At 73.7% G+C, this 11,721-nt stretch carries 11 protein-coding genes; 8 read left to right on the plus strand and 3 right to left on the minus strand.

From position 1 onward, the window contains the following. Nucleotides 1–5: 5 nt before the first annotated feature. Nucleotides 6–221 (plus strand): hypothetical protein, encoded by a 216-nt coding sequence (locus tag ACH427_RS12685; protein WP_398869441.1) that lies wholly within the window; start codon nucleotides 6–8, stop codon nucleotides 219–221. 332 nt (nucleotides 222–553) lie between these two features. After that, nucleotides 554–1,357, plus strand: coding sequence for a phosphotransferase (locus ACH427_RS12690; protein WP_398869442.1), 804 nt, complete (start codon nucleotides 554–556; stop codon nucleotides 1,355–1,357). A gap of 20 nt (nucleotides 1,358–1,377) precedes the next feature. On the opposite strand, the gene ACH427_RS12695 is transcribed toward ACH427_RS12690, so the two are convergent. The 3 genes from ACH427_RS12695 to ACH427_RS12705 are packed head-to-tail and all read right to left on the minus strand — an operon-like array spanning nucleotide 1,378 to nucleotide 4,003. Next, the gene (locus ACH427_RS12695; RefSeq protein WP_398869443.1) at nucleotides 1,378–2,535 is read right to left on the minus strand and encodes an acetyl-CoA C-acetyltransferase; all 1,158 of its coding nucleotides are present in this window, start codon (nucleotides 2,533–2,535) and stop codon (nucleotides 1,378–1,380) included. 20 nt (nucleotides 2,536–2,555) lie between these two features. Beyond that, nucleotides 2,556–3,170, minus strand: a complete 615-nt coding sequence (locus tag ACH427_RS12700; RefSeq protein ID WP_398869444.1) for a TetR/AcrR family transcriptional regulator — start codon at nucleotides 3,168–3,170, stop codon at nucleotides 2,556–2,558. Between the two features lie 14 nt (nucleotides 3,171–3,184). Then, a complete protein-coding gene (locus ACH427_RS12705) occupies nucleotides 3,185–4,003 on the minus strand; it encodes an SDR family oxidoreductase (RefSeq protein ID WP_398869445.1) in 819 nt (272 codons plus the stop codon). 44 nt (nucleotides 4,004–4,047) lie between these two features. Here ACH427_RS12705 and ACH427_RS12710 point away from each other — a divergent pair, with 44 nt between their 5' ends. The 6 genes from ACH427_RS12710 to ACH427_RS12735 all read left to right on the plus strand — a co-directional run. Continuing rightward, nucleotides 4,048–4,896, plus strand: coding sequence for an enoyl-CoA hydratase (locus ACH427_RS12710; protein ID WP_398869446.1), 849 nt, complete (start codon nucleotides 4,048–4,050; stop codon nucleotides 4,894–4,896). Next, the gene (locus ACH427_RS12715) at nucleotides 4,896–6,050 is read left to right on the plus strand and encodes an acyl-CoA dehydrogenase family protein (protein WP_398869447.1); all 1,155 of its coding nucleotides are present in this window, start codon (nucleotides 4,896–4,898) and stop codon (nucleotides 6,048–6,050) included. Before ACH427_RS12710 ends, ACH427_RS12715 begins: the two co-directional genes overlap by 1 nt. A gap of 52 nt (nucleotides 6,051–6,102) precedes the next feature. After that, nucleotides 6,103–7,110, plus strand: coding sequence for an acyl-CoA dehydrogenase family protein (locus ACH427_RS12720; RefSeq protein ID WP_398869448.1), 1,008 nt, complete (start codon nucleotides 6,103–6,105; stop codon nucleotides 7,108–7,110). Between the two features lie 22 nt (nucleotides 7,111–7,132). Next, nucleotides 7,133–8,746, plus strand: a complete 1,614-nt coding sequence (locus ACH427_RS12725; RefSeq protein WP_398869449.1) for an FUSC family protein — start codon at nucleotides 7,133–7,135, stop codon at nucleotides 8,744–8,746. Nucleotides 8,747–8,831: 85 nt separating this feature from the next. Next, a complete protein-coding gene (locus tag ACH427_RS12730; RefSeq protein WP_398869450.1) occupies nucleotides 8,832–9,338 on the plus strand; it encodes a MarR family winged helix-turn-helix transcriptional regulator in 507 nt (168 codons plus the stop codon). Between the two features lie 456 nt (nucleotides 9,339–9,794). Next, nucleotides 9,795–11,721 (plus strand): heavy metal translocating P-type ATPase (locus tag ACH427_RS12735; protein ID WP_398869451.1); only part of this gene is annotated, 1,927 nt, incomplete at its 3' end.

Below are 11,721 nucleotides of genomic sequence, written 5' to 3' on the forward strand. Positions count from 1 at the left end.
TGATCGTGTCCGCCGACCCTTGGACCGGCTACCGATCCGGCGCGCTCGTGATGGACACGTCCACCAACCGCATCGGCGTCAGCGTCGCTTTCGACGGCGAGCGGTACACCCTCAAAGGGGCGAAGGGCGGCCCGCCCGAGTGGACCGCCGACAAGCGCGCCGTCCGACTGGCCACCACCGAAGAGCGCGCCACTCTCGGACTCGGACCCCGGAGCGTCTGATGCCCACACCCCCGTTCTTCCTCCCGCACTCCGGCGGGCAGGCTCCGCTCCTCCAAGGTTGATCATCCCCGGAGAGGAGCGGGTAAGACGCCCGCCCGGCCATCCTCGTGGCTGAAGAAGGCCGGGCGGGTCTTCAAGGGGAACGAAACCCGATTCACAGGGAGTTCGTCATGTGGCACACGCCGAGCAACGACGAATGCGACCACGAATGGGTGGAGTGGAGCGGAGCCAACCGCTGCCGTAGGTGTGGCACGACACAGTCGTAACGCCGAAAGCGGGAAGGGGCACCGGGCGGTGCCCCCTCCTTTTTCCTTGCCTTGACAGGAGTACCCGTGATCGAACGAGTCAGCTGGGAAGCGCTCCCCGCCGGACTGCGCGGCGCGGTGGAGGAACGTGCGGGGCAGGTGATCGCGTCGGAGATCGTCGCCGAGGGGCTCAACTGCGCCGCTGCCCTTGTCCTGACCACGCGACGCGGCGAACGCCTGTTCCTCAAGGGGGTGCGCGAAACCCACGAGGCAGCCGTCGCGGCACTCGACCACGAGGCCCGCATCAACGGTGTGGTGCAAGACGTCAGCCCCACGGTGCTGCACCGCTTCCGGGTCAGCGGGTGGTCCTGTCTCGCCTTCGCGTTCGTCGACGGCCGGCACGCCGACCTCGGCCCCGGAACGAGTGACCTGGCAGCCGTGGCGTCCGCTCTGCAACACATGCAGGCGTTCAGTGGTTCCGCCTTCCCCGCTCCGCCCTTCGTCGACCGGTTCACGCCGTACCTGCTGCCCGGTGAGGCCGAGTCCCTGAGGGGAACCGCGTTGCTCCACACGGACACGAATCCGCACAACATCCTGATCGACAAACGCCACGGCAACGCCCGCATCGTGGACTGGGCCATGCCCGCGACAGGCCCCGCATGGGCCGACCCGGCGTATACGGCCGTGCGCCTCATGGAATGCGGGCAGGCGCCCGCTGACGCGCTCGCCTGGCTCGGCGAGTTCACCAGTTGGCGGCACGCGGAGCCGAGATCGGTCGAGGCGTTCGTGAACGTCACGTGCCGGCGTTGGGCGGCGACCGTCGGCGAGCAGGCCGCAGAGCCCAGTAACGCCAGATTCCGGCATCTGCTGGGCTTCCACCACGACCGTTGAGCGGCCCCCAGCCCGGCCACCTACAGCCGCTCCACGATCGTCACATTCGCCTGTCCCCCGCCCTCGCACATCGTCAGCAGCCCGTATCGCCCGCCCCGCCGTTCCAGCTCGCCCAGCAACGTCGTCAGCAGCCGGGCCCCCGTCGCCCCCAGCGGATGCCCCAGAGCGATCGCGCCCCCGTTGACATTGACCCGGTCCGGGTCCGCGCCCGTCTCCTGGAGCCACGCCAGGACCACGGAGGCGAACGCCTCGTTGATCTCGACCAGATCGATGGCATCCATCGCCAGCCCGGCCCGCTTCAGAGCGCGGGCCGTCGCGGGGATCGGCGCGGACAGCATCCGGATGGGGTCCTCGGCCCGTACGGACAGATGGTGGACGCGGGCCCGAGGCGTGAGCCCGTGGTCCCTCAGCGCACGGTCGTTCGCGATGAGGACGGCGGCCGCGCCGTCCGAGATCTGGGAGGAGAGGGCGGCGGTGAGCGTACCGCCGGTGAGGACCGGCGGGAGCGCGGCCATCTTCGCCGCGGTCGTGTCGCGGCGCGGGCCCTCGTCGGCGACGACGCTTCCCCAGGGGACGAGTTCGCGGTCGAAGCGCCCCTCGTCGGCGGCGCGCACGGCCCGCCGGTGCGAGCGCAGCGCGAATTCCTCCATGGCCGCGCGGCTGATGCCCCACTGTTCGGCGATCATCTCGGCGCCGTGGAACTGGTTGACGGGCCGGTCGCCGTAGCGGGCCCGCCAGCCGTCCGACCCGGCGTACGGGCCGTCGGCGAGCCCGAGCGGTTCGGCGGCGCGGCGGGAGGCGTAGGCGATGGGGATCTGCGACATGTTCTGCACGCCGCCCGCGACGACGAGGTCCTGGGTGCCGGAGAGCACGGCCTGGGCGGCGAAGTGGACGGCCTGCTGCCCGGAGCCGCACTGCCGGTCGACGGTGACGCCGGGCACCTCCTCGGGCAGGCCCGCGGCCAGCCAGCTCGTGCGGGCGATGTCACCGGCCTGCGGGCCGACCGCGTCGAGGCAGCCGAGGACGACGTCGTCGACGGCGGCCGGGTCCACGCCCGTACGGTCCATCAGGGCGCGCAGCACATGGGCGCCGAGGTCGGCGGGGTGGGCGGCGGAGAGCCCGCCGCCCCGACGGCCGACGGGGGTGCGCACCGCTTCGACGATGTATGCCTCGGCCATGTCCGCTCCTTGATGTTCCGTCAGTCCGGAACGGTGATGCCGTCCAGGATCATCGACAGGTACTGGTGGGCGATCTCCTCGGGCGTGTGGTGCCCGCCCGGCCGGTACCAGGACGCGGCGACCCACACGGTGTCGCGCAGGAAGCGGTAGGTGAGCCGGGCATCGAGGTCGGCGCGGAACACCCCCTCGGCGACGCCGCGCCGCAGGGTGCCGAGCCACGCCTTCTCGAACCGGCGCCGCGATTCGGCGAGATAGGCGAAGCGGGGCCGGGCGGCGAGGTAGCGGGACTCCCTCTGGTAGATGGCGACGGCGGGGCGGTGCCGGTCGATCTCGCGGAAGGACTCGGTGACGAGGGCCTCCAGCGTCTCGCGGGGGCCGAGGCCGGCGGCGAGCACGGCGTCGTAGCCGGCCCAGAGCTCGGCCAGGAAGGTGGAGAGGATCTCGTCGAGCATCGACTCCTTGGAGTCGAAGTGGTAGTAGAGGCTGCCCGCGAGCAGCCCCGCCTCGTCGGCGATCCGGCGGACGGTGGTGGCGTTGTAGCCGTGGGCGGCGAACACCTCGGCGGCGGTGGCGAGGAGTTCGCGGCGCCGCTCGGGGGCGGCGGGGTGAGCGGTGGTCTGCTTGCTGTTGGGCACGGGGTCATTCTCGGTCACGCGCGCTGGCCGCTGACGGAGACCGTCTCCCCCGTCATGTACGAGGAGTAGCCGCTGGCGAGGAAGACGATGACGTTGGCCACTTCCCAGGGCTCCGCGGGGCGGCCGAAGGGCTCGCGCGCGGTGAGCTCGGCGAGCAGCTCGGGGGTGGTGACCTTGGCGAGGTGGGGGTGCATGGCGAGGCTGGGCGCGACCGCGTTGACGCGTACGCCGTAGGCCGCGGCCTCGACGGCCGCGCAGCGGGTGAGGGCCATGACGCCCGCCTTGGCGGCGGCGTAGTGGGCCTGCCCGCGCTGGGCGCGCCAGCCGACGACGGAGGCGTTGTTGACGACGACGCCCCCGGTGCCCGTGGCGCGCATCCGGCGCAGGGCGGCGCGGGTGCAGCGGAAGGTGCCATTCAGGGAGGTGTCGACGACCTTGTCCCACTGCTCGTCGGTCATGTCCACCAGATCGGCGGTGCCGCCGAGGCCCGCGTTGTTGACGACGATGTCGAGCGCGCCGTGGCGTTCCTCGGCGAGCTCGAACAGGGCGGTGACCTGGGCCTCGTCGGTGACGTCGCAGGGCAGTCCGGCGACCTGCCGGGCGCCGAAGCTGTCGCACAGCGCGGCGACGGTCGCCCGGAGCCTGCGGGCGTGGGCGTCGCCGAGCACGACGCGGGCGCCCTCTTCGAGGAACCGCCGCGCGGTGGCGCCACCGATGCCGGTGCCGGCGGCGGCGGTGATGACGGCGGTGCGGCCCGACAGCAGTTCGTGGCCGGGGAGATAGGGCGGCGGTACGGGCCGGGAGGCGGTGCGGGACTCCTCGACGCTGCTCATGGGCGTACGTTAACCTACCAAACACTTGTTAGGGAAGGATGGGCATGTCCACTGACCCGGCAGTGCGTTACGAGCGGAAGGGCCCGGTCGCGACGGTCACGATGAACCGGCCGCGATACCGCAACGCGCAGAATTCGGCGATGACTTACGCCCTCGACGACGCCTTCCAGCAGGCCGCGAGGGACGACAGGGTCGGGGTCGTGATCCTCGCCGGGGCCGGTGAGCACTTCTCCGCGGGCCATGACATCGGCACCCCGGAGCGCGACGCCCATCTCCCGCACGCGCACCGGGCGGGCCTGTGGTGGGACCACTCCGACAAGGCGGGCGCGGACAGCCGCTTCGCCCGCGAGTCCGAGGTCTATCTCGGCATGTGCCGACGGTGGCGCGAGCTGCCCAAGCCCGTCATCGCGTCGGTCCAAGGTGCCTGTGTGGCGGGCGGGTTGATGCTGGCGTGGGTGTGCGACCTGATCGTGGCGAGCGAGGACGCGTTCTTCGCCGATCCGGTCGTGCGGATGGGCATTCCCGGTGTCGAGTATTTCGCCCATCCGTGGGTGATGCCGCCGCGCGTCGCCAAGGAGTTCCTCTATACGGGCGACCGGATGAGCGCCCGGCGCGCGTACGAGATCGGCATGGTCAACCATGTGGTGCCGTGTGAGGAACTCTCAGCGAGAACACGGGAGTTGGCCTCCCGGATCGCCGCGATGCCCCGCATGGGCCTCGCCCTCGCGAAGCGGGCCGTGAACCAGGCCGAGGACCTCCAGGGGCTGCACAGCGGTCTCGACGCGGCCTTCGCCCTCCATCACCTCGCCCACGCCCACAACGCCGAGACCGGCGGCGATCCGCTCGGCGGCATGGACATCGGGGCGATGAAGGCCAAGGAGCGCGGCGCCTGATGGACCTGGACCTGACGGCACAGGAGGAGGAGTTCCGCGCCGAGGCCCGCGCGTGGCTCGCCGCGCATGTGCCGGGCACTCCCCTGCGCTCGCTGGAGACCCGGGAGGGGTTCGCCGAACACCGGGCGTGGGAACGCGAGCTGGCGGCCGATCGCTGGTCGGTGGTCTCCTGGCCCGCGGCGTACGGCGGCCGGGACCGTTCGCTGCTGGAGTGGCTGCTCTTCGAGGAGGAGTACCACGCGGCGGGCGCCCCCGGCCGGGTCGCCCAGAACGGCATCGGCCTGCTCGCCCCCACCCTCTTCGCCCATGGCACGGAGGAACAACGCGCCCGCGTACTGCCGTCGATGGCGAGCGGCGAGACGGTCTGGGCGCAGGCGTGGTCCGAGCCCGAGGCGGGCTCGGACCTCGCGGCCCTGCGGTCGGTCGCGGTGCCCGAGCGGGGCGGCTGGGTGCTGCGCGGCCGGAAGACCTGGTCGTCGCGCGCGGCCTTCGCCGACCGGGCCTTCGGGCTGTTCCGCAGCCACGCCGCCCCGGACCGGCCACCGCACCACGGGCTGACGTACGTGATGTTCCCGCTGGACGCGGACGGTGTGACGGTGCGTCCGATCGGCCGCCTCGACGGGAAACCGGCCTTCGCGGAGATCTCCCTCGACGACGTGTTCGTGCCGGACACGGATGTGATCGGCGAGCCCGGGCAGGGCTGGGGCGTCGCGATGAGCACCGCGGGCAACGAACGCGGGCTGACCCTGCGCAGCCCCGGCCGCTTCCTCGCCACCGCGCGCCGGCTGGCGGCCCTGTGGCGCGAGACGGCCGATCCGGCCGACACGGCACTCCGGGAGCAGGTGGCGGACGCGGCCATCAGGGCGCGGGCGTACCAGCTGTTCACCTACGCCCACGCGGAGCGGCCGGCCGCCGGGGGCCCGCTCGGAGCAGAGAGCAGCCTCAACAAGATCTTCTGGTCCGAGCTGGACCTCGCGCTGCACGAGACGGCACTCGATCTGCTGGGCCCGGAGGGCGAGTTGGCGGAGAGCACGTGGGCGGAGGGCTACGTCTTCGCGCTGGCGGGGCCGATCTACGCGGGGACGAACGAGATCCAGCGGGACGTGGTGGCCGAGCGCCTGCTGGGCCTGCCCCGCGGGCGCCGGCGGGCATGACCGCCGGCGCCCGCATGACCCCCGGCACCCTCCTCCGGCGAGAGGACCTGGCGTGAGACTTTCGCTCGACACCGCGCAACTCGACTTCCAGCACGCTCTCGCGCGCATGCTCAAGGAGGCCGGCACGCCGTCGGCCGTCCGCGCGTGGGCCCGCGGCGAGCACGGGCCGGGGCTGAGGCTGTGGGGCCGGGTGGCGGACATGGGCGTCTTCGGGCTGGCCACACCGCAGGCGTACGGCGGTTCGGGCACGCTCCCTGTCGAACTCGCCGTCGCCTTCACCGAGTTGGGACGCCACGCGGCGCCCGGCCCCTACGTCGAGACCGTCGCGGCGGCCGCGCTCCTCTCCCGCCTGGCCGGGCGCGGCGAGACCGCCCCCGCCGATGCCTGGCTCCCCCGCGTCCGCACCGGCGCGGCGCGGCTCACCCTGACGCTGCCCGGTGGCGGCCCGTACGCGCTGGACGCGGACGCGTGCGACGCGGTCCTGACCGTGGCACCGGACGCCCTGCGCCTGGTCACCGGCCATGGGCCCGTACGGCCGTCGCTCGATCCCGCGCGACGGCTCGCCCTGCCGGACGGCGGCGGCGAGGTGCTGGCCGCGGGCCCGGCCGTGCGGGAGGCGGCGGCGTACGCGGCGGACCTCGCGGCGTTCGCGGTCGCCGCGCAGTCGCTCGGCGTGGGGTACGCGCTGCTGGAGCGCACGGTGGCGTACGTGCGGCAGCGCACCCAGTTCGGCTCGCCGGTCGGCGCGTTCCAGGCGGTCAAGCACCGGCTGGCGGACACCCTCGTGGGCCTGGAGTTCGCCAGGCCACTGCTCTTCGGCGCGGCGGTCGCGCTCGCGACGGGCGCGCGGAGCGCACCGGCCGAGGTCGCCGCGGCGAAGGCCACCGCCTGCGACGTGGCGTACGCGGCGGCCCGCACCGCGCTCCAGCTGCACGGAGCGCTCGGCTACACGGCGGAGTACGACCTGTCGCTGTGGCTGGGCAAGGCCCGTGCCCTGCGTTCCGCGTGGGGGACACCGACGGAGTGCAGGGCCCGCGCGATGGGGTTATTTTTCGAGTAAAACACTTGCTAATCTTTTTGGCATGCCCGAACTGACCCTTCGCCGCTTCCCCCTGCGCGACACGATCCGGCTGAACCGCGCCGGGGACATCTGGCACAAGCCCGCCTTCAGCGCGGTCGCCGCGATCGCGGTCCCCGACGGCGTCCTGCTCGCCACCGACCGCCTCGACCTCGCGCTCTACACCTCGGCCGGAGCGCTCTGCGCGCTGTACGGCCACGCCAGGCCGTACGCGGCACGAGCCCGCGCGCTCGCCGGGGTGGTGCTCGGCATGGCCGCCGGGGTGGCGGTGGCGCTGACGGCGGCGGCGCTGACGGGCTCCGTCGCGCTGCTGGTCGTGGTCGCGGCGGCGCTGGCGGCGGCGCAGAAGACGCTGTGCGACGCGTTCCGGGCCGGCCCTCCGGGCAGCATCGTCCTCACCTTCGTCAGCTCCACCGCGTGCTTCGTGCCGCAGCGGCCGGGCGAGGTGCCCTGCCACGTCGGGCTCGTCCTGGCCGGCGGCGCGCTCGCGTGGCTGATCTGCATGGCCCCCGGACTTGTGCGGCCGCACGGCCCGGAGCGCATCGCCACGGCCCGCGCCCTGGAGGCCGCCGCCCGGCTGCTGCGCGCGGACGCTAAGGCCGCCCCGCGCGCCCGGCACGCCGTGATCGCCCTGGCGGGTGCGGCGCGCGCGGAGCTGCGCCGCACGCCTTCGCGCCGGGCCGGTGCGCTCGCCGGGCTGGAATCCCTGCTCGTACGGGCCGAGGCGGCGGGCGCGGGCGGCCCCGGCGCGGAGGCGGAGCTCTTCGACGCGTGGGCCCGGGACCTGCGCAAGGGGCGCGCGCTGCCCGGCGACATCACCGGCGGCGGCTCCCCCCGCGTGAGCCCGTCCGGCGGGCCCACCGCGCTCGACCGGCTGCGGCCCGGTTCGCCGCTGCTGACCGCCGGGGCCCGGGTCCTGGCCGGGGGCGTGCTCGCGGGCTGGGCGGCGGAGGCGGCGGGGATCGGCCATCCGTACTGGGCGGTGGTGACAGTCGCGTCCGTCCTTCAGGCGAATTCCGTGCTGTCCTGGCAGCGCGCCGTCCAACGCGTCCTCGGCAACTTCCTGGGGCTGCTGCTCTTCACCGCGCTGCTGCCCGTGGCCCGGACGGGGGCCCTCGCCATGGTGTTGATGTCGATCGTCTTCCAGTTCGGCGCCGAGGCGCTCATCGCCCGCAACTACGCGCTCGCGGCCGTCTGCGTCACCCCGATGTCCCTGCTGCTCGGTGAACTCGCGGGCAGCCACCCCGCGGGCCGGCTCGTCGGTGACCGCTGGGCGGATACGCTCGTCGGCGCGGTGATCGGACTGCTCGCCTGCGTGCTGGTCACCGACCGGCGCTCGGCGGACCGGGTCGACGCCGCGGTGGACCGGGTCGCCGAGGCGCGGGACGCGGCCCACGCCCTGCTGGACGCCCCGCACTCCGCCCACGAAGCGGGCCGGGCCCGCGACCGGCTCGCGACCGCGCTCGTGGAGTTGCGGGAGACGGCGGACGCGGCGGCCGGCGAGTGGCGGCGGCGCCCGCTCCCGCCACTCCCCCACGAACGGGTGGAGCGTGCCGAGCGCGACGGCCACCACACCCTGACCGCGCTCGTCCGGAGCCTGGCCACGGCCGCGGCATAGCCGGCGGCCCGGCCCCGGCACCGGGCGGCCGCGGCGGGACGGCAGAATCTTGTTCCGGAGCACCCGGCCGAAAGGAACCCCCACCGTGACCGAGGACGTCGTCGCGCGCGTGCTGCGCCAGTGGCAGCAGGTCCACCCCGGACTCGACACCGCGCCGATGGCCGTGATCGGCAGGCTCAACCGCTGCGCGGCACTGCTCGCGCAGGCGACGGACGCGCCGCTGGTGCGGGAGGGGCTGACGCGCCCGGAGTTCGACATCCTCGGCACGCTGCGGCGGACGGGCAGGGAGCTGTCGCCCGGTCAGATCGCGCGGGAGACCTTCGCCTCGGGGGCCGCGGTCACCAAGCGGCTGCGCGTGCTGGAGGACCGCGGCCTCGTCACCCGACGCGCCGACGAGCGCGACCGGCGCGTGGCCCACCTCTCCCTCACGGACGCGGGCGCGGACCTCATCGACCGCCTGATCCCCCGCCAGCTCGCCTACGAGAGCACGCTGCTGGACGGGCTCGGCGACGAGCGGCGCGAGCGGCTCTCGGAGACGCTCGGGGAGCTGCTGGTTCTGCTGGAGGGGCGGCTCGGGGGGCTTCAGCCGTAACCGTTGGCGGCGGTTCCTCGAATGGGGTGCGGGTCGCCGCGCTTGGCCGGGCGGGTCGTTGCCGCCCGCGGCGGGAGCGGCCTTGGGGGTCCCCCGGACGAAGTCTGGGGGAGCGTCCTCACACTCCCCCAGCTACCGCTGGGAGGTGCCCCACGGGCTGTTTGTTCCCCAGCCCCGCCCCTTCCCGGCTGCGTCTGATGTGCGGCTCCGCCGCGTGAGGGGGCAAGCCCCCAGACCCCCAGCAACACGGCTCGGCCGCGTTGTCCTCAGACGCCGGACGAGCTGAATGGGTGCCCGGCACGGGCTGGGATGCGCGCCATCCAGTCACCAGGGGATACCCCCGCCCCGTATCCACCCACTCTCCTCCGCACCCCTTGCCCTGCCATACACCCCGGGGGTATACATGACGGTGTCAGATACCCCCAGGGGGTATCACCTCAGCCTCAGGAGTCGGCAATGAGCACCACGGCCACCCAGGTCGAACTCACCATCGGCGGGATGACCTGCGCCTCGTGCGCCGCGCGCGTCGAGAAGAAGCTCAACCGCATGGACGGCGTGGAGGCCACCGTCAACTACGCCACCGAGAAGGCCAAGGTCACCTACCGCCAGGACCTCACCGTCGCCGACCTCGTCGCCACGGTGGAGGCCACCGGCTATACCGCCGCCGTGCCCCGGCCCCCGCGCAGGACCGGACCGGACGAGGCGGACGACCCGGGCGGCGAGCTGCGCACGCTGCGGCAGCGGCTTCTCACCGCCGTGGTGCTCGCCGTGCCCGTGGTCGTGCTGGCGATGGTGCCGGCCTGGCAGTTCACGTACTGGCAGTGGCTGTCCCTGACCCTGACCGCCCCCGTCGTCACCTACGCCGCCTGGCCCTTCCACCGTGCCGCCTTCACCAACGCCCGGCACGGCGCGGCGACCATGGACACCCTGATCTCGGTGGGCACCTCCGCCGCGTTCCTGTGGTCGCTGTGGGCGCTGTTCTTCGGCAGCGCGGGCATGCCGGGCATGACGCACCCCTTCGAGCTGACCATCGCGCGCGGCGACGGCGCGGAGAACATCTATCTCGAAGCGGCCGCGGGAGTGACGGCGTTCATCCTGGCCGGGCGCTACTTCGAGGCCCGCTCCAAGCGCAAGGCGGGAGCCGCTCTCAAGGCGCTGCTGGAGCTGGGCGCCAAGGAGGTGACCGTGCTCCGCGGCGGCCGCGAGGAGCTGATCCCTGCCGAGGACCTCGTGGTCGGCGACCACTTCGTCGTCCGGCCCGGCGAGAAGATCGCCACGGACGGCACCGTCGTCGAGGGCACGTCCGCCGTGGACGCCTCGATGCTCACCGGTGAGTCCGTGCCGGTCGAGGTGGGGGTGGGCGACGGCGTCACCGGCGCGACGCTCAACGCCGGCGGGCGGCTCGTCGTGGCGGCGACCCGCGTCGGCGCGGACACCCAGCTGGCCCGCATGGCCGAGCTGGTGGCGGACGCCCAGAACGGCAAGGCGGCCGCGCAGCGGCTCGCCGACCGGATCTCCGCGGTCTTCGTTCCCGTGGTCATCGTCCTCGCGCTCGGCACGCTGGCCTTCTGGCTGATCAGCGGCGCGGGCCTGACGGCCGCGTTCACGGCCGCCGTGGCCGTGCTGATCATCGCCTGCCCCTGCGCCCTGGGGCTCGCGACGCCGACCGCGCTGATGGTCGGTACGGGCCGGGGCGCGCAGCTCGGCATCCTCATCAAGGGGCCCGAGGTGCTGGAGACCACGCGCAGGGCCGACACGATCGTGCTGGACAAGACGGGCACGGTCACCACCGGCCGGATGACGCTGCTGAAGGTGCACACCGCCGAGGGCACGGCGGAGGCCGAGGCGCTGCGGCTCGCGGGCGCGCTGGAGCACGCCTCGGAGCATCCCCTCGCGCGGGCGATCGCCACGGGCGCGGCCGAGCGGGTCGGCGCGCTGCCCGTGCCGGAGGACTTCGCCAACGCCCCCGGTCTCGGTGTGCAGGGCGTCGTGGACGGTCACGCGGTGCTCGTCGGCCGGGAGAAGCTGCTCGACTCCTGGTCGATGCCGCTGCCCGCGGGCCTGGCCCGGGCGAAGAAGGCGGCCGAGGCCGCGGGGCGTACGGCGGTCGCGGTGGCCTGGGACGGCGAGGCGCGGGCGGTGCTGGAGGTCGCCGACGCGGTGAAGGGGACGAGTGCCGAGGCCGTCCGGCGGCTGCGCGCGCTGGGCCTGACGCCGATCCTGCTGACCGGCGACAACCGCGCCGTGGCCGAGGCCGTGGCCGCCGAGGTCGGCATCGACGAGGTGACCGCCGAGGTCATGCCGCAGGACAAGGCCGACGTCGTCCGGCGGCTTCAGGAGGAGGGCCGTACGGTCGCGATGGTCGGTGACGGGGTCAACGACG

It is taken from the genome of Streptomyces sp. NPDC020379 (genome assembly GCF_044387105.1).
Taxonomy (GTDB): Bacteria; Actinomycetota; Actinomycetes; order Streptomycetales; family Streptomycetaceae; genus Streptomyces.

Coding starts and splice junctions, on each gene's coding strand:
- ACH427_RS12695 (WP_398869443.1), bottom strand. CDS start 2,535: ATGGCCGAGGCATACATCGTCGAAGCGGTGCGCACCCCCGTCGGCCGT.
- ACH427_RS12705 (WP_398869445.1), bottom strand. CDS start 4,003: ATGAGCAGCGTCGAGGAGTCCCGCACCGCCTCCCGGCCCGTACCGCCG.
- ACH427_RS12710 (WP_398869446.1), top strand. CDS start 4,048: ATGTCCACTGACCCGGCAGTGCGTTACGAGCGGAAGGGCCCGGTCGCG.
- ACH427_RS12715 (WP_398869447.1), top strand. CDS start 4,896: ATGGACCTGGACCTGACGGCACAGGAGGAGGAGTTCCGCGCCGAGGCC.
- ACH427_RS12725 (WP_398869449.1), top strand. CDS start 7,133: ATGCCCGAACTGACCCTTCGCCGCTTCCCCCTGCGCGACACGATCCGG.